Annotated in this window: 14 protein-coding genes; all 14 read right to left on the bottom strand. The window is 60.0% G+C overall.

The features are described from left to right. Positions 1-11: 11 nt before the first annotated feature. The 14 genes from nosZ to gabT all read right to left on the bottom strand — a co-directional run bounded on the left by nosZ (position 12) and on the right by gabT (position 18,674). Positions 12-1,934 carry a TAT-dependent nitrous-oxide reductase gene (nosZ, locus tag IB252_RS09155; RefSeq protein ID WP_412548166.1) on the bottom strand — a complete coding sequence of 641 codons (1,923 nt, stop codon included), beginning with the start codon at positions 1,932-1,934 and terminating at the stop codon, positions 12-14. Between the two features lie 53 nt (positions 1,935-1,987). Further along, a complete protein-coding gene (gene nosR / locus IB252_RS09150; protein WP_192408262.1) occupies positions 1,988-4,168 on the bottom strand; it encodes a transcriptional regulator NosR in 2,181 nt (726 codons plus the stop codon). Between the two features lie 102 nt (positions 4,169-4,270). Further along, entirely contained in the window at positions 4,271-5,659 is a 1,389-nt protein-coding gene (gene hemN / locus IB252_RS09145; protein WP_111450235.1) for an oxygen-independent coproporphyrinogen III oxidase, read from the bottom strand. Positions 5,660-5,680: 21 nt separating this feature from the next. Next, positions 5,681-7,027 carry a coproporphyrinogen III oxidase gene (locus IB252_RS09140; RefSeq protein WP_192408261.1) on the bottom strand — a complete coding sequence of 449 codons (1,347 nt, stop codon included), beginning with the start codon at positions 7,025-7,027 and terminating at the stop codon, positions 5,681-5,683. A 107-nt stretch (positions 7,028-7,134) separates the two neighbouring features. Next, positions 7,135-7,578 (bottom strand): CopD family copper resistance protein, encoded by a 444-nt coding sequence (locus IB252_RS09135; protein WP_192408606.1) that lies wholly within the window; start codon positions 7,576-7,578, stop codon positions 7,135-7,137. 926 nt (positions 7,579-8,504) lie between these two features. Continuing rightward, complete coding sequence (locus IB252_RS09130) at positions 8,505-8,945, bottom strand: CBS domain-containing protein (RefSeq protein WP_192408260.1); 441 nt, start codon at positions 8,943-8,945, stop codon at positions 8,505-8,507. 40 nt (positions 8,946-8,985) lie between these two features. Continuing rightward, the gene (gene nirD / locus IB252_RS09125; RefSeq protein ID WP_008156769.1) at positions 8,986-9,363 is read right to left on the bottom strand and encodes a nitrite reductase small subunit NirD; all 378 of its coding nucleotides are present in this window, start codon (positions 9,361-9,363) and stop codon (positions 8,986-8,988) included. Next, positions 9,363-11,924: a nitrite reductase large subunit NirB gene (nirB, locus tag IB252_RS09120; RefSeq protein ID WP_192408259.1), complete on the bottom strand. Its 2,562-nt coding sequence runs from the start codon at positions 11,922-11,924 to the stop codon at positions 9,363-9,365. The genes nirD and nirB overlap by 1 nt, the downstream gene beginning before the upstream one ends. Before the next feature lie 360 nt (positions 11,925-12,284). Continuing rightward, entirely contained in the window at positions 12,285-13,628 is a 1,344-nt protein-coding gene (locus IB252_RS09115; RefSeq protein WP_192408258.1) for an OprD family porin, read from the bottom strand. A 66-nt stretch (positions 13,629-13,694) separates the two neighbouring features. Beyond that, positions 13,695-14,900: a DUF1624 domain-containing protein gene (locus IB252_RS09110; RefSeq protein ID WP_192408257.1), complete on the bottom strand. Its 1,206-nt coding sequence runs from the start codon at positions 14,898-14,900 to the stop codon at positions 13,695-13,697. Between the two features lie 28 nt (positions 14,901-14,928). Continuing rightward, on the bottom strand, positions 14,929-15,699 hold the full coding sequence (locus IB252_RS09105) for a DUF4198 domain-containing protein (protein ID WP_225607355.1): 771 nt from the start codon (positions 15,697-15,699) through the stop codon (positions 14,929-14,931). Positions 15,700-16,095: 396 nt separating this feature from the next. Further along, a complete protein-coding gene (locus IB252_RS09100) occupies positions 16,096-16,584 on the bottom strand; it encodes an Lrp/AsnC family transcriptional regulator (RefSeq protein WP_008055821.1) in 489 nt (162 codons plus the stop codon). A gap of 45 nt (positions 16,585-16,629) precedes the next feature. After that, positions 16,630-17,286 (bottom strand): HAD family hydrolase, encoded by a 657-nt coding sequence (locus IB252_RS09095; protein ID WP_192408256.1) that lies wholly within the window; start codon positions 17,284-17,286, stop codon positions 16,630-16,632. A gap of 95 nt (positions 17,287-17,381) precedes the next feature. Then, on the bottom strand, positions 17,382-18,674 hold the full coding sequence (gene gabT, locus IB252_RS09090; protein WP_192408255.1) for a 4-aminobutyrate--2-oxoglutarate transaminase: 1,293 nt from the start codon (positions 18,672-18,674) through the stop codon (positions 17,382-17,384). Positions 18,675-18,690 lie beyond the last annotated feature (16 nt).

Here is an 18,690-nt window from a genome sequence, read left to right as displayed (position 1 = left end):
ATGGGCAACGGTCAGGCCTTCTCGACCTTCATGCGGCCGACCATTTCCATGTGCAGCGCATGGCAGAACCAGCTGCAGTAGTACCAGTGCAACCCCGGCTTGTCGGCGACGAAGGTGATCGATGAGGTCTGCTGCGGGCTGATTTCCATGCTGGCGCCATGGTTGGTCATCACGAAGCCGTGGGTCACGTCTTCAATCTGGTCGATGTTGGTGATGGTCACCGTGACCTCGTTGCCCTGTTTGACGGTGAACTCCGGCAGGCCATAGGCAGGGGCCATCGAGGTCATGTAGACACGGACTTTGTTACCGTCGCGGATGACCTTGTTGTCGGTCTCCAGCTTGATCCCGTCCTTCGCGGCGATGACCACGGTTTCGGCAAAAAACGGGTCGTTGCGGTCCCAGATCTTCTTGGTCTTGATCTGGTCGCGGCGGGCCATGACGCAGTCGTGGGGTTCGGCGAAGGCCGGGCCGTCGTGCACCAGTTTCATTTCATCGCCGGAGATATCGATCAACTGATCGTTTTCCGGGTGCAGCGGGCCGGTCGGCAGGAAGCGGTCTTTGGAAAACTTGCTGAGCACCACCAGCCACTGGCCGTCGGCCTCACTGGTTTCGGTCAGCGAGGCGTGGTTGTGGCCCGGCTGGTATTGCACGTCAAGTTTCTGCTTGATGTAGTTGACCTTTTCGCCGGTGTAGGCGCGAATGGCTTCTTCCACGTTCCACTTCACCACCTGGCTGTCGATAAACAGCGTGGTGTAGGCATTGCCGCGGCCGTCGTAAGTGGTGTGCAGCGGGCCCAGACCGAGCTCGGGCTCGCCGACCACCACGTCGCGCGGGTCCTTGAATTTGTCGTCAAACAGATCGTCGAGCTTGGCGATGGCAATGATGGTGCAGGTCGGCGAAAGCTTGCCGTTGGCAATGAAGTATTTGCCATCGGGCGAGGTATTGAGGCCGTGGGGGTTCTTCGGCGTGGGGATGTATCGGGTGAACGCGCTGTCCTTGCCATCGGTTTTACGACCGTCGACCACTGGCACTTTCGAGCCGTCGAGGGTGATGAACTTGCCGGCCTTGATCGCCGCTTCAATGCGCGGGATGTTGAACACCACCACCCAGTCGCGCTCGTTGCGCATCATCCCGCCCAGGTCGTAGGCCTTCTCCGAGTTGTAGCAGGTCGACGCCGCGTATTTGCCGGTGTAGTCGGCGTCGGTGTTGTCCAGGTTGCCGTCGACGATGACCTGGAACGCCATCTCCATTTTCTCGGCATCGATGGCGTTGAACATGGTGTAGCTGTTCTTGTCCTGCAGGTCGAAGGTGCTGCCGTCATTGGGGTGCGGAATGACGAATTCGGCGTTGGCGAACACGTACTTGGTGTGCGGTACTTTCTGCAGGCGCAACCCGTGAACCGCCTGCACATTGGGCACGGTGAGCATCTTGTCGCACTTCATGATGTCCAGACGGATACGCGCAACGCGGCTGTTGGCCTTGTCATTGATGAACAGGTATTTGCCGTCGTACTTGCCGTCAGTCATCGACAAATGCGGGTGATGGCAGTCGCCATTCTGGAAGTGCGCGCTGTCGCCCATGATCCGTTTGCTTTCGTTGGTCAGGCCCCAACCAGTCGCGGAATCGACGTTGAACACCGGAATGCGTAACAACTCGCGCATCGACGGAATGCCCATGATCCGCACTTCGCCCTGATGGCCGCCGCTCCAGAAACCGTAGTACTGGTCCAGTTCGCCCGGCCCGACGTGGATTTTCGACTGCGCGTCCTTGGCCGCAGCCGCCCAGGTCTCACGGGTGAACACTGCGCCACCAAGGGCCGTGGCACCGGCCAGTACCGCGCCGGTCACCGCACTGGTGCCCAGGAAGCCGCGACGACTGAGGCCGGTCGGTTCCGGCACTTCAGTGGTTTTTTTGGACTCTGTGTCGTTCATCAGGTGTTTTCCTTGAAGGGATAAAAACGGTCACTGCGGACAAGCGCTCGCGGGGTTCATTCCAGAGCGGTCACTTCCACGACAGGTATCAGTTGCACAGCAGCGGGCGCCGCTTTGCCAAGCTTCTTGCGCTTGTTGATCAGCGGCGGGCATTTGTTGTCGTTCTGGTACGTCATCTGGCAATCGAGGCAGTAGTGGCACTCGTTGGCATTGATCCGGCCATCAGGATGAATCGCCTGGATCTCGCATTCCTTGGCGCACAGCTGGCAAGGCGTGCCGCACTCCTTGCGGCGTTTGAGCCAGTCGAACAGGCGAAATTTGCTTGGGATCGCCAGCGCAGCACCCAACGGGCAGATGTAGCGGCAATAGACTTTGCGCGTGAAGAGGTTGATGACCAGCAGCGCCACCGCGTAGAGCACGAACCACCACTGGCGGTCGAACCTGAGGGTGATGGCGGTCTTGAACGGTTCCACCTCGGCGAACAGTTCGGCGGTGGACATCGACTCCAGGGAGATGCCGAACAGCAGCAGCAAAATGATGTATTTGATCGCCCACAAGCGCTCATGCACCGCGAAGGGCAATTCGTATTGAGGGATCTTCAGCTTGCGCGCGGCCTCGTTGATCAACTCTTGCAAGGCGCCAAACGGGCACAGCCAGCCGCAGAACACGCCGCGGCCCCACAGCAGAATGCTCGCGGCGGCGAAGACCCAGAGCATGAAGATCAGCGGATCGGTGAGAAACAGCTCCCAGCGAAAATGGTCGAACAACGCATGGGTAAAGGTCAGGACGTTGACCACCGACAGCTGCCCCAGGGCATACCAGCCGATAAACACCACGGTAAAGACCAGATAACCGCGGCGCAGCCAGTGCAGAAAATGCGGGCGGCGGGTGAACTTGTCTTGCAGGAACAGGATCGCCGTCAGCAGTAGCAATGCGGTGCCGAGCACGGTGATCTGAAAGGATTTCTGATACCAGATGTTCAACCACATTGGCCGACTGGCTTCCTCGAGGGCCGCCAGTTCTTCGGCGCTGGGCAGTGGGCGCTCAAGGTAGGGCTCGGGCAATTGATAGGCCAGTTCGAAGCTGCTGAACGTGCCACTGACCGGGCCGGTCTGGCGACGCACCAATAATTCCAGAGACCAAGGCGATCCCGGATCGAACTTCGCCGGTTCGCGCACAATGAAAATCGACATCTCAGTGAACTCGGGCATGCCTTTGGCAAACACATCCGAGAGCCGCTGATGGTCCATGTCGCGGAAGCTGATGACGTTGCCGAACTGGCGCAATTGCACCCGATCGAAAATCCCGCCGCGCACATACCCCGAGCCTTTATAGGAAAACAGCCCGCGCCCCAGCACCGCGATGGCTTGCTCGCCAGGCTTGAGGTCTTGCATGAGGAAGCGATATTGGTTGTCGCCCAGCAGCGCACGGCCGATGGTCGGCGGATTCAGGTCGGCGGTGTAGAGCTCGATAAAGGTCTCATCCACCTGATCGGCGGCGGCGTTTTCCACGCCTTCGGCATCAGTGCCCTTGAAGGCGGCGTCGACCTGGCCACGGGTCAGGTTCAAGCGGCGGATGGCGCCGTTGCCGGTCAGTTGCTCCCAGGTGGCGGGCTCGAACAAGTCCAGCCGCACGGTGGCGGGCTTGCGTGCCACACCCCCCGTGTCTTCAATCAGCTTGAGTGAGACAGCCACATCATGAGCGGCGCGCATGATGATCTCGTTGACCACCATGGCCGTGACCGTTGCGCCGGCGATGGCATCGACAGTGACCGCATTCGGATCACTGGAATGGCCGACGACGACCCGCTGGCTGACCTTGACGCCTTTGTACTTGGCGCTGAAGCCGTGAAGTTTTGCCTCAGGAATGCCAATCAGCAGAATTGGCTCGTGGTGTTCCAGCACATAGGCATCCTGAATCACGCCGGCAGTGTCGAGGATCACCTGGGTGTTGATCGGTTTGCCCGAGTAAGCCGGAATATCCACCACGTCCAGGCTCTGGAACACATAACCGATGACTTTGCCGGCGGCGGACAGCGTGCGCACCTTGAACCGCCCTTCGGGGGCGGAAACGGAATCGGTCTGAGGGAAGGTTTTTTCGATGCGCTGCTGCTCGATGTCGCCGTATTGCTTGGCCTGCGCCCCCTCGAAGGTGGCAAGCATCAGCGTCAGCATGACCACCAGACCGACACCCCAGGCGCGCAGGTTGCCGAGTATCGAAGGCTGATGGATTGTCATGTGCTCGCTGATTTTAAAGGGGCTTGCGGTCATGTTAGGGAGCGTTGCGCCCCCTGCCCTTGATTGAGATCAACTTGAGGGCAATCCCCTCGGAAGACAGGCTTAGACCGTACGTGAGAACTGGCCTTTTTGTTCACCGCCCAGATAGGCGTCGAACGCCATCGCGGCACTGCGCATCATCAGATGCCCTTGTGGCAGCAGCACCAATTCGTCGCGGTGAATCTGCAGCAATCCATCGCGCACATGCTCGCCCAGCTGCGCCAGCGCCTCGGCAAAATACTCGGTGAAGCGAATGCCATGCCGCGCTTCATACTGGTCGAACGCGATACGGCCATGGCACATCAGGTCGCTGATCACCTCGCGGCGCAGCAGGTCGTCGGCGTTCAAGCGGTAACCGCGATGCACCGGCAACAGCCCTTGATCGATACGGGCGTAGTACTGCGAAAGTTCCTTGACGCTTTGGCTGTAGCTGTCGCCGACCTTGCCGATCGACGACACCCCAAGGCCGATCAAATCGCAGTCGGCATGGGTGGAATAGCCCTGAAAGTTACGCTGCAGGGTGCCATTGGCCCGGGCCAGCGCCAGTTCGTCATCCGGCAAGGCGAAATGATCCATGCCGATATAGACATAACCGGCCTCGGTCAGGCGGCGGATGGTCAGCTCGAGCAGTTCCAGCTTGCGCTCCGGTGGCGGCATGTCGGCGGGACGAATCAGCCGTTGTGCGCGAACCATCTCCGGCAAATGCGCGTAGCTGTAGGCGGCAATCCGGTCCGGACGCAGCGCGATGATCTTGCTGAGGGTGACGTCGAAACTCTGCACGGTTTGCAGTGGCAGGCCGTAGATCAGATCGACGCTGATCGACTTGAAGTGCGCCTCGCGCGCCGCCGCGACCAGCGCATAAATCTGCTCTTCACTTTGCTGGCGATTCACCGCGGCCTGCACATCGGGGTCGAAATCCTGCACGCCGAAGCTCAGGCGATTGAAGCCCAACTGGCGCAATGACTGAATCTGTTCGGTGCTGATGGTGCGCGGGTCAACCTCGATGGAGAACTCATGGTTATCGCTGTCGTCCATGTTGAACGCCTGGTGCAGGCAGTCCATCAGGTCCGCCAACTGTTCGCTGGTCAAATAGGTCGGCGTGCCGCCCCCCAAGTGCAACTGGGTGAGTTTGCGGGTGCTGTCGAACAAGGCCGCCTGCATTGCGATTTCACGCTTGAGGTACGTCAGGTACTCGACGGCGCGATGGGTTTTCTGGGTAATGATTTTGTTGCAGGCGCAGTAGTAACAAAGGCTTTTGCAGAACGGGATGTGGATGTACACCGACAACGGTTTCGGCGCGGCCACCTGATTGCTGTCGCGGGCGGCACGCTGATAGTCATCAACGGCAAACGCCTGATGAAACTGCGGCGCCGTGGGGTAAGAGGTATAACGCGGCCCCGGGCGGTCGTACTTTTCGACCAGGGCGCGATTGAAATCAAATGTCGTGTTCATGATCGATCAACTCGCATGGGGTTAATGCTTCGCACCGCCCAAATCCTTTTCAAACAGGTTGCAGATGGCATCCACTTCCGGCCGACCGGCGGGAAGGATGCTGATGAAACGGTCTGACAATTCAATCAACCCGTCTCGACTCAATTGCTCCAGCAACGGCCAGACAGAGGAGAAGTACTTGGAAAAAACCAGCCCGTAGCGCCGCTCGATAGCGCGGATATCCAGTTCCTGATCACAGGCCAGACGTTCCATGACCATTTGCCGGATCTGATCCCCCGCCTCGAAGCGCCAGCCTCGACACGTCGGCAATTGCCGCATGTCCAATTGCTGCTGATAGCGTTCAATCTCGTCGGTGTTTTGCGTGTACAACTCGTCGATCTGGCTGATGGCGCCCAAACCGAATCCAATATGATCGCAATAGCCGTGACGGGAGAAACCCTCACAGGTACGGCGCAACCGGCCGCGCTCCTGGGCAACAGCCAGATCATCATCAGGCCGGACAAACTGCCCCAGACCGATGTAGTGATAACCCGCGCCAAGCAGTTGATCGAAGCAGATCTGGCGCATCGCGCCTTTATCGTCCTGGCTGCACAGCGCTCTGACTTTGTCACCTAGCACCGGCCGATAACGCCGTGGTGGCCGGGCATAATCGAACACCATGAGCCGGTCCGGCTCCAGTTCAATAATGCTCGCCAGCTTCAGCGCAAAACTGTCTGGCGTCTGCCAGGCATGGCCAAAACCCAGGTCGACGTTGATGGATCGAAAACCAAAGGTGCGCGCGGCATCCATCAGCGACTGGATCGGCGCCGGGTTCTGGTAGCAGGCCACCGACCTGTCACAGTCGGCGTCGATATCCGGAACGCCGATGCTCACATGAGTGAATCCCTGGTCGCGCAGCAACCCCATGGTCGCCCAGTCGGTGTGGTGGAGGTCGACCTCGACGCTGTAATCGCCGCCTTCATGTTCAAGAAAGTTGAACCGGCCACGCAGATGACTCATCAGCCGTTCCAGATGGGCAGGCGCGGGTGTTCCGCCGCCCAGATGAAACTGCTCGACCCGTTGCTCTGCACCGAGGTGGCAACCGACGAGGTCGATTTCCCGCTCCAGATGCTGAAGGTACTGCTCGATACCGTTGTGCTCGCCGGCGATATCGCGCGGGGAACAGGAAGACGGCTTGAGGCTGGAAGGCAGTTGCACGTTCAGGGACAGCGGACGGCACTTCTGGCGGCTGACGCGCAATGCACGAAGCAGGTCCAGAGAGCCGATACCGTCATGAAATTTTTGCGTGTCGGCATGACAGTTAGGGTCAAGCACGCCTTGATCGCACCGAGCGATCAACTCGCCTGGGTTGTGAAATAAATCGAGCATGGCGGTCTCCGAGACTGGCTGCGGACTGTCAGTCTCCGGGTTTAACCATCAATGCTCCTTGATTTGCGTCAAGCGCAAGCAAAGTGTCTGCACGAGGTCAGGCCCGATTACCACGTCAGGTAAAACATGCCCTTGGCCAGCAACACGATAACGACCATGTGGCAGAACAGGCTGCCATGGATGAAGTGCAGGTATCGCGGGCTCATTCGGCCGTTTTTGAATAGAAACATGGCGCCGAGGAAATGCAGCAGCACACTCACGGCCACTGCGATTTTCAACGCCAGTAAGGTGCCGAACGATGAGGACAGTGGTGAGGCCAGGGCTGGCAAGTAACGCAACCAGACCATGCCCAGCCCGGCACCGAACAACACCAGCAGCACCCACGGCATCAGCGAGCGGGCCCGGCGGCCGATACCCTGCTCCACCAGCAGCATTACCCTGGCGGGTAGCTGTTTGCGGATGTTTTCCAGGAACAGGACTTCGAAGAACACCGTGCCGATGAAGATCAGCGCGGCAAACAGGTGCAAGGTCAGAATCAGCGGATAGATCATGGTGTTTTCGCCTTGGGTCAAGGCAACCGGCGCTACGGCGAACATTGGGGTGAGCGCACTGGCTGTCGGTCTCTGGAGACTACAGAGGCTGTCTGGTTATGCGGTTGACACTGATCAAGAAAGCGGCAAAACCCTCGTGGGCATATCCGTTTCTGCGGTCACGGCGGCTTAGGGTTCCGCCCTTACGGCGGGTCACTTGGAAAAGCCCCAAGTAACCAAGGGCTCTTGCCCCTGTCGTTCGGTGCCTCGCTGTGGCTCGGCATGCCCTCGCTCCGGTCCTGCTCCGTGGGCCCGCCGCCATCGGCCATCCATGGCCGGGGGCGGCTAACCCGGCATCCATGCCGGGTTGCCCACTGCGCAGAACCTCCACTCGGCCTCTCGAGGGGGCGAGTACCGCAAAAGCACCGCGAGGCGGCCTACCGGCCGGCCTGCCTCTTCAAGCGTACGCATTCCCCCTGTGGGAGCGGGCTTGCTCGCGAAAGACGTGAACGATAACGCGGGCTGTCTGAATGAACGCGGTGTCCGGACGTTTATCGCGAGCAGGCTCGCTCCCACAGGTACAACGCCGGGCTGTTGCTTTGCTTTGGCTTTTGCTTTGGCTTTTGCTTTGGCTTTTGCTTTTGCTTTGGCTTTTGCTTTTGATCTTGATCTGCCCCGTCGGAAGGCCGAGCGCAGGTTCTGCGCAGTGGGCACCGCGGCAAGGATGCCGCGGTAGCCGCCCCCGGCCATGGATGGCCGATGGCGGCGGGCCCACGGAGCAGGACCGGAGCGAGGGTATGCCGAGCCACAGCGAGGCACCGTACGTCAGGGGCGAAAGCGTTTGGTTACTTGGCGCTCTTCCAAGTGACCCGCCGTAAGGGCGGAACCCTAAGTCGCCATCACAACAAAAACGGATATGTCCCCCAACCTCAGTCACACTGACCGCCCTAGTGCCCGCGAATGTAATGCTCCAACTGCCGAATCAAATCCGCCTGCTCAACGATCGCTTCCTTGACCAAATCCCCAATCGATAACAGCCCCATCAGTTCGCCACCCTCCATCACCGGCAAATGACGCAGATGACTGTCAGTCATCACCGCCATGCAACGCTCAATACTCTGCTGACTGTCAGCCGTCACCACAGGCGCGCTCATGATGTCGCGCACCGGCGTGCCGACCGAAGAGCGCCCCTGCAAAACCACCTTGCGCGCATAGTCACGCTCGCTGATCACGCCGACCACTTGCCCGGCCTCGATCACCGGAAGCGCGCCCACGTTCTTTTCGGCCATGATCCTCAGCGCTTCAAGCACCATTTCATCCGGCGCGATGCTATGCACCTGACGGTTTTGCACGGCCTTGAGTTTCAGCAATTGTGCGGCTGTTTTCATAAATGCCTCCGATGCGAATACGCGATGCTGTTGAACAGGCTCAAGCCACCCCGACTTCCACCACGCCGCTGTTCAACCGCACGGGCCAGACACGCAGACGCTGTTGCGGATACTCCAGGCAGCTGCCGTCCTCAAGGCGGAAATGCTGTTTGTAGATCGGCGATGCAACCACCAGATCACCCTTGATGCTGCCGACCAACCCGCGACCGATCACATTGGCCCCGGACTGCGGGTCATGGTTGTCGATGGCGTAGAGGGTCCGACCCTCGGCACCCGGCAGGTAGAACAGCGCCACTTGCGCGCCGTCGAGCCAGACGACAACGCCGGAGTTGCTGACCAGGTCCTGTTGCTCGCACACCGTTTGCCAGGCCTCGGGGTTTTCCAGGGAATCGATGCGTTGGGTATTGGACTGGCTCATCAGGCAATCTCCTCGGTGACAGGGATAAGGTTGAGTTCGGCGGCCATGATCGGGCGCCGCTGGCCGCGTTCCTGGACAAAGTGGATGTCCGGGTCCGGGCGTTTATCGTTGACGAAGGTACGGAAGCGTTTGAGTTTTTCCGGGTCTTTGAGGGCGTTGGCCCATTCGCATTCATAGCGATTGACCACCAGTTGCATCTGCGATTCGAGCTCTTCACCCAGCCCGAGGCTGTCGTTGATGATCACATCCTTGAGGTAATCGAGGCCGCCCTCCAGGCTTTCGCGCCAGACCGAGGTGCGCTGCAATTTGTCGGCGGTGCGAATGTAGAACATCAGGAAGCGGTCGATGTAGCGGATCAGGGTCGCGTCGTCGAGGTCGGTGGCGAACAGCTCGGCGTGACGCGGACGCATGCCGCCGTTGCCGGCGATGTACAGGTTCCAGCCTTTCTCCGTGGCGATCACGCCAACGTCTTTGCTCTGGGCCTCGGCGCATTCCCGGGTGCAACCGGACACCGCGAATTTGAGCTTGTGCGGCGAGCGCAGGCCCTTGTAGCGGTCCTCGATGGTCAAGGCCATTTGCACGCTGTCTTGCACGCCATAACGGCACCAGGTGCTGCCGACGCAAGACTTCACCGTGCGGGTGGATTTGCCGTAGGCGTGCCCGGTTTCGAAACCGGCTTCAATCAGTTCGGCCCAGATGTCCGGCAACTCATGCAACTGCGCGCCGAACAGGTCGATACGCTGGCCGCCGGTGATTTTGGTGTAGAGGTCGTATTTCTTCGCCACCACACCAATCGCGATCAGTTTGTCGGCAGTGATCTCGCCACCGGGGATGCGCGGCACCACCGAATAGGTGCCGTTCTTCTGCATGTTGGCCATGAAGGTGTCGTTGGTGTCCTGCAGCGGTACCAGCGACGCGTCCATGATCGGCTGGTTCCAGCACGACGCAAGGATCGAGCCCACCGCCGGTTTGCACACGTCGCAACCGGTGTGGCCACGGCCATGCTTGGCCAGCAGTTCTTCGAAGGTGATCACCCCTTCTACCCGCACCAGCGCATAAAGCTCCTGACGGGTATAGGCAAAGTGTTCGCACAGGCTTTTGTCGACGCTGACGCCACGGGCGATCAACTCATGTTCGAAAACCTGCTTGAGCAGCCCGGCACAACCGCCGCAACCGGTGCAGGCCTTGGTCTGCGACTTGAGCAGGCCGAGGTCGGTGCAGCCACCGTCGATGGCCGAGCAAATGGAGCCCTTGGTGACGTTGTGGCACGAGCAGACCGTGGCCGCTTCGGGCAACGCGCCCGGGCCGAGGGTCGGTGCGCCTTCGGACGATGGCAGAATCAGGCTGGCGGGTTCCGCCGGCAGCGCAATCGCGTTCTGCATGTATTGCAGCAGCGTGTCGTAATAGCTGTTGTCACCCACCAGCACCGCACCGAGCACGTGTTTGCCGGTCGCATCCACCACCAGGCGACGATAGCTGGCCGTGGTTTCGTCGATGAACTGATAACTGCGCGCGCCCGGCGTGCTGCCATGCGCGTCGCCGATGGAACCGACATCGACGCCCAGCAGCTTGAGCTTGGTCGACATGTCCGCGCCCATGAACGGCTCGGCGGTTTCGTTGCACAGCAATGCGGCAACACCGCGCGCCATTTGGTAGCCCGGGGCGACCAGGCCGAAAATGCTGCCGTTCCATGCGGCACATTCGCCGATGGCATAGATGTTCGGATCGCTGCTCTGGCATTGGTCATCAATCACCACGCCGCCGCGCGGGCCGACTTCCAGCGAGCATTGGCGGGCCAGTGCGTCTTGCGCACGGATACCGGCGGAAAACACGATCAGGTCGGTTTCAAGAAATTCGTCATTGGCGAAGTTCATCCGGTAGCGGTATTCCTCACCTGCGCTGATCGATTGCGTGCCGCGCGACAAATGCACGCCGACGCCGAGCCGTTCGATCTGCGCCTTGAGCGCCAGGCCACCGTATTCGTCCAGTTGCACCGGCATCAGGCGCGGGGCGAATTCCACCACATGCGCTTCCAGCCCCAGGGTTTTCAGGGCGTTGGCCGCTTCCAGTCCCAGCAAGCCACCGCCAACCACCACACCGCGTCGGGCGTTGCTGGCCGCGGCACGAATGGCGTCGAGGTCTTCAAGGGTGCGATACACCAGGCGCGAATCGCCCTCGGCGCCTTCGATCGGCGGCACAAACGGATAGGAGCCGGTGGCCAGCACCAATTTGTCGTAGGAGACACAGCCTTGCGCGGTGATCACCTGGCGGCGTGCGCGGTCGATTTCCAGCACCGGAGCCCCCAGATGCAGGGTTACGCCCGGGTTCTGGTACAGCGAGGCTTCACCGAGGGCCAGCGACTCGGCATCACGGCCGGAGAAATACTCGGAAAGGTGCACACGGTCGTAGGCACGCATCGGCTCCTCGCTGAACACGTGCAGCCGATAGTGATCAAGGGCACCGCGTTCGATCAGCTGTTCGACACAATGATGTCCGACCATGCCATTGCCGATCACGATCAGCGTTTGCAGCTTATTCAAAGTGGCAACATTGGAATTCATAAGAGACACCCGTCGATAGCTGTTCAAAAAGCAAAAAAAAACGCCTGAAACCTTGCGGTTCCAGGCGTCTTTGCCTGTTCATTTACGGTGCTAAGTCAGGCATCTATGCCGGAACCACCGATGTTGCCCACGACCTGTTCGGCCAATCGATCGTCGTTGACCGAGGGGGCTGCCCACTCGACTGCGTCACAGTGGGCCTGAACAGTGTCTTGCAGACTTTGTGCCAGTCGGCGATTGGCAGTCCTTGCGCCCGTAAACGTTGACCACAGGTGTCGATGAACGCCCGATATTTGCCTTCGCATAGTGCAACGCAGGGGTGCGCGGCCTTATAAAAGTGCACAAAGGCGATCCCATTCCGGTTCAGAATTTGCCACCCAACGGGTATTCGATCGCCAGGCGGAGCTGATTGGCGTCCAGTTCTGCTTGAGCCGCATTCCCGCGATGAACCGCATGGCGCAGGCTGAACGCGAGGTTTTTCGCAACGCCCGACTGCACCACATATTTGGCCTGTAGATCACGCTCCCAATGCTTGCCACCCTGCCCGTAACCCAGCCATTTGTAGCCGCCGTTCGGGTCCATATCAGTACCGTCGATGCCGCTGCCGCGCACGTACAGTGCGCCGAAGCTAAGGCCGGGAATGCCATAACCGGCCATGTTCAGGTCATAACGCGCTTGCCAGGAAGCCTCCCGGGGCGCGTTGAAATCGGACAGCGCCACGGCGTTGCTCAAGTAGATCGCGCCACGGGTCACGTAATCGAAGGGCGTGTCGCCATCGACCTTTTGATACCCCAGCCCGAAGCTGTGGGCCCCGAGTTTGTAGGTCGACAGCAAACTCCAGGTGGTGTTGTCGATGCGGCCGGACAAGGCTTTGCCAGTGTCCTGGGTTCGGTACAAATTGAGATCAAAGATCAGGTCCTGGCCTTCCGCCAATGGCTGGGTGTAGACCGCGCCCAGGTAGTGCTGGTGCCAGGTGTCGGCGTAGTCCGCGCTGAACAGGCTGGCGTTGAGCCCTTTGACCGCCGTGTTGCGCACCCCCACCAGATCGAAGCTGTCGCCCTGTTTGCCGTTGGAGTAATTGACCACAAACCCTTGGTCATGACTGGTGGCATTGCGGTCGGTGCTCTCGTTGAAATGTCCGCCATACAGGGTCGTGGCGGGCAGTTCGCGACTGGTCAGCAGCCAGCCGGTGGCGGTCTCCGGTAGCAAGCGGCTGTCGGATGAACCGAACACGGGGGTTTTTACCCGCTGCTCGCCGTAACGCAATTCCGTCGAGGAAAACCGCAGCTTGCCCACGGCGCCGCCTCGGCTGAACTCATCCTTGGGGTGCCCGTCATTGTCCACCCCCAACACCCGCGCCTTGCCGGCCCGGCCGCCACCGCTGTCCAGTTCCCAGCCGGAATAGACATGGGCATCCAGGCCCAGCCCTACGGTGCCGGTGGTGTAGCCGGACATGAAATCGGCCATCAGGCCATAGGCCCATTCCTCGGCCAGGTCACTGCGTTCGGATCGGGGCTTGAAGGCATTGCGCGCGCCATTGCTCAGTGAGCCGTGTTCATAGTCGCGACGGTCGTAGAGGATGCGGTTGAGCAGGCTCCATTGACTGTCTTCGATAAAGCCTTTTGCGGTGTCTTGCTCTGAAGCCAGGGCGAGCAGGGACTGCCCGCCCAATGCCAGTAGCAGGGTGTGCGTCGATAGGGTTTTCACAGTGCAACTCCACAGAATTCCGGGTCTGCAAGGTGTCCCGCCGAACGGGGGACACCCTTGGGCACGTCAGAGGTATTTGAGGATCGCGATATCGCGACGGCGCTGTTTGAGGTTGGCGAACCAGCGCGTCGGGAAGAACAGCAACACCCCGAGGATCACACTCCACAGCCACACCGTGGGCAGGTTGTCGAAGCCATAGTAGGCCCCCTGATTGGCACCCCAGATCGCCACTGCCGCCAGGTACATCGCCTTGAGTACGTACAAGTGCAGCAAATAGAAGAACATCGGCGCCCCGCCGTAAATCGCCAGGGTCGCGGTGGACCAGCGATCCTGGAGCTTCTCGAACAGCGCCAGCAAGATCAGCGAAAGGCCAATCGTCGGCATCAGGAACATCAGCGAGGGCGGGTACTTCTTGGCGCTCATGAAACTCATGAAGGTGCGCAGCGAGTCACCAGTCTGCACCCAGGGTTTCTCGCCATAAACGTTGAGGTAGCGAATGAACACGAACGCCACCAGCAGGCCGGCGCCCAGTTTGAGCAGGCGGGAAATCCGCTCGGCCGAGTCCATGTCCTTGCCGAACCATGGCCCGATCCCCCACCCCAGCAGGATCACGCCAATCCAGGGCAATACCGGGTATGTGGTGCGGGCCCGGGTGAAATCGGTGATGTCGATAAACACCCGCTGATGCAGGATCGACCACGGCACGAAGAACGGCGACTCCGGTCCCACGATCACGCCATCAAGCAGGTTGTGCCCGGCGACAATCGCCACGCCGAGCACGATCAGCCAACCGCGTTTGAAGTGCAGCAACCCGGCGAGCACGATCATGCATATGCCGATACACCAGATCACCTGCAGCCACAGGGTCTTGGGCGGGAACTCGGCGTTCCAGGCAAAGCACACAAAGGTGACTTCCAGAAACACCAGGAACAACCCGCGCTTGAGCAGGAACACCGAGGTTTCTTTCGCCGTGTGCTTCTGGCTGTAGAGCCAGGCTGACAAACCGGTGAGGAAGATGAACGCCGGGGCGCAGATTTCACTGAGCATTCGGGTGAAGTACAGGTCCGGAGTGACACTTAACGCATCGATCGGGTCGGTCACCTGACGGTGCAGCAGAAAGGTTTCCCGCACATGGTCGATCAGCATCAACAGCATGACGAAACCGCGCAGAGCGTCGATCGCCAGCATTCGGGTGTTGGCCTTGACGACACTGGTTGCAAACGCAGGGGAAGCGGTTGTCGCCTGCCCTGCCAATCCTGAAGATGGGGTCATATCAGTCACTCATGTAGTGGTCGAGGGATCAGGCCTGTTTCTTCAGCCTGGCGACTTCCGATGCCGGCAGCTGCGACGGCGCGCGCGGCAACGGCGTCTGGCCCTGTGATCGATAGAACGACAGTGTCGAACTGAAGCTCTTTATATCGAACGGTTCGGCCTTGCCTTGAGGACTGATGCGCTCGCCGGGCGTGCGGTCCTTGTATTCCACGGCCACCACGTAGGTGCCCTGCCACGGCAGCTCGAAGCTGACTTTGCCCGCGGCATCGGTGCGTTGGGTGAACACTTCGCCGGAGCCGGTTTCCAGCACCACGTCCTGGTCGGCCAACGGTTTGGACGCATAGAACACCTGGAACTGCGCCTTGCCTGCATCGGCGACGCCGGTCGGCACGATGTCCAGGGTCAGTTCCGGGGTGCGCGCGCGCAAGTCACCGACCCAACGGGTTGCCGGTGTCCAATGAGTCTTCAGCGCCTTGTCCGCCTCATGGATATCGAAGATCGGATAGTGCGGGTCCTGGGCCAGCAGCGAATCATCTGCCCGGGTTTGATGGGCCACCGCAAACGCCTGACGCTGCAAGGTCAGCGTTAATGGCTGGGACCGGTTGCTGATCGACCAGCCCTTGAGTTGCTGAAACCGGTCCATCCCGCCCGGCGTGACTTCCAGCATGTTCTTGTCATATTCCCCGTAGTACAACGCCAGGGGTTGGCCGGGTGGTTGTTCGTACCAGATTTGATGCGCCTCGCTGCTGCTCGCCAGCAGGAGGACGCCGTAACCCAATAGTGCTTTTGCGTTGCTCATTCGCATTTTTTTACGCTCCGATTGGTGTTATTCAACGGGTCGTTGCCGCCTCGTTTTATCGAAACGAGCCAGACAACAAACCGTTCCCCTCTCTCTGAACGCATTACAGCGCAGAGACTTTTGCGCTTTGCTCTGAAATCCGCGCGTACGGAGCAATCGGCAACTGTTTTTGTGGCTTGAAACAGCCGTTTATGCGGCTTGCGCCAGGATGAGGCGCCTTGGGCCGTTGTGCCGGCCTGATGTCCAAACGCAGTGCAATTGCGAATACAACGGTGGGAGCGAGCCTGCTCGCGAAGAGGTCGTTACATTCAACATCTCTGTTGACTGTGACGCCGCCATCGCGAGCAGGCTCGCTCCCACAGGGGGGGCATGTCGGGATTGGAAAAGGGGGTTGGTTCAGTGGCGCAGCAATTTGCGCAGCGGCACGCCGTCCTTGAGCACCGGAGATTTGATGACGATGTAACTGAAGTACTTGGAGATGCCGATGTTCTTGTCCAGCAGGCTTTCGATCACTTCCTGATAATGCTGGATGCTGCGGGTCATGAAGCGCACCAGGTAATCGTAGCCACCGCTGATCAAATGGCATTCAAGCACTTCGTCCACCAAGCGGATGTTGGACTCGAACTTGGCGAAGTCTTCGCGCTTGTGGTCGCTCAAGGTGATTTCGGTAAACACCGTCACCGAATCGGTGATCTTGGCCAGGTTCAGGTGCGCCTTGTAGCTGGAAATATACCCGGCCGACTCAAGCCGTTTGACCCGTTGCAGGCAGGGACTGGCCGACAACCCCACCGCATCGGCCAGGCTGACGTTGGTCATGCGCCCGTCCTTTTGCAGCTCCACCAAGATGCTGATGTCGATTCGGTCCAGTTTGACTAACCCTTCCATTGCGTACCTCTTGACTGCCGTTTGTAAGACAATCTTCTAGCAAAATCAGCGCCGTAAAGACAGCTGATGCTGAGCCACCAGATCCGCCATGCTGTTAATACAGTAATCCGCCGCGCACGGCGTGGGCTGTTTTGAGCGGCCGCGACAGATCAGGCACACGTCCTTGGCCGTCTGTCGATCGGCCGAAGGTCGGGTCACGTGCAGGATGTTGCCGGCTTCAAAAGCGTTAGCCTTTAACCACTGCGGATCGAGTAAAGGGTCGCTGGCCAGTGAAATGAAATCGTCAGGCATGATCCCCAATCGTTCACACAGCAGTCCTCGATCCTCGGCATCCCGGTCGCCGTGCACCAGCAAGCGGTAGAACTTGCGCAGGTACAACATCGCGCCGGGCGCGTCCTCGAACAGCGACCAGCCGGCCACCGAACGGGCAAAGCTCATGCCCTCCTCCCAACTGGCTTTCAGGCCCCAACGCTCGGCCAGCTGGCGATGGGCGAAACACAGTACGCCACTAAAGCCCAGTTCGGCGAAACGCGGATACAGCGCTCGCACCACCTCGCTGTATTCGGCCAGCACCTGTTCCCTGTCCGGGTGACCGCCTCGGCTGTCCAGCAGCGGTTGCAGTGCCGTCCAGACACCCGAGTCCCGATCGACCAGGACCTCATCGCAATCGATGAGCAGTGCTCGATATTCAGTCAGCCCCATGGTGCGCAACGCCTCCGATGATGCATTCCATCAATCCATGCTCCATAAACGCTCACGGACGATGCCTTGTGGCACCGCCCCGAGCGGCCATGAGCTCAGTTCAAGACCCGTGCCAATGCCGCTTCAAGAATCTGCAGCGCTTCATCGACCTGTTCTTCGGTGGTCACCAGCGGCGCAAGGAAGCGCAACACGTTGCGGTACACACCGCATTTGATCACCAGCAAACCACCGACCCGGGCTTCATCGATCAGTCGCTGATTCAGGTCAGCGTCCGGCGTGCGGGCCGCGTCATCCTTGATCAGTTCGATCGCCAGCATGAACCCGGTGCCGCGCACGTCGCCGATTTGCCCGTGACGAGCCTGCAAACGCAGCAGGCCTTGGCGCAAACGCTCACCGAGTGCTTCGCCGCGGGTCAGCAGCTGTTCTTCCTCGAAGGCCTCGATCACCGCCAGCGCAGCGGCGCAGGACAAGGCATTGCCACCGTAGGTGCCGCCCAGGCCACCGGGCAGCGGCGCGTCCATGATCTCGGCCTTGCCGACCACCCCGGACAACGGCAAGCCACCGGCCAAGCTCTTGGCGACGGTCACCAGGTCCGGCTGAATGCCGGCGTGCTGGAAACCGAACCACTTGCCGGTACGGCCGAAACCGGTTTGGATTTCATCGAGAATCAGCACGATGCCGTGCTTTTCCGTCAGCACGCGCAGGGCCTGGAGAAATTCCGCCGGTGCTGACAGGAAACCGCCGTCGCCCTGCACCGGTTCGATGATGATCGCGGCGACACGCTCAGGGGCAACCTGGGTGGCCAGCAACTCGTCGAGGGCCTTGAGCGCCATCTCGCTGGTGACGCCGCGATAGGCATTTGGATACGGGGTGTGGAAGACCTCCGGCGCGAACGGCCCGAAGTTCTGCTTGTACGGCTGGCTCATGCCGGTCAGCGTGGTGCCGAGCAAGGTGCGGCCGTGGAAACCGCCGCGGAAGGCGATCACCGCCGAGCGATTGGTGTGGGCGCGGGCGATCTTCACCGCGTTTTCCACCGCTTCGGCACCGGAGGTAAAGAACGCCGCTTTATACGCATCTTGGCTACCGATCATTTCGCACAGGCGTTGGGCCAGGTCCAGATAAGGCTTATAGGCCACCACCTGGAAACAGGCGTGAGAGATCTTTTGCAATTGCGCCTGTACCGCAGCGACCACTTTCGGATGGTTGTGACCGATATTCAGCACACCGATGCCGCCGACAAAATCCAGGTAGCGCTTGCCGTCCACGTCCCATAACTCGGCACCTTGGGCGCGATCGATCACCAACGGGTGAGCGGTAACCAGGCCACGCGGCACGAATTGATCGCGCTGACGGAGCAAATGAGGGGTTTCGTCGACTTTGCTATTCATGGCATTTCCCATCGTG

Source organism: Pseudomonas sp. PDM10, from assembly GCF_014852295.1.
Taxonomy (GTDB): Bacteria; Pseudomonadota; Gammaproteobacteria; order Pseudomonadales; family Pseudomonadaceae; genus Aquipseudomonas.
This window is presented reverse-complemented; position numbering and strand designations above follow the sequence as displayed.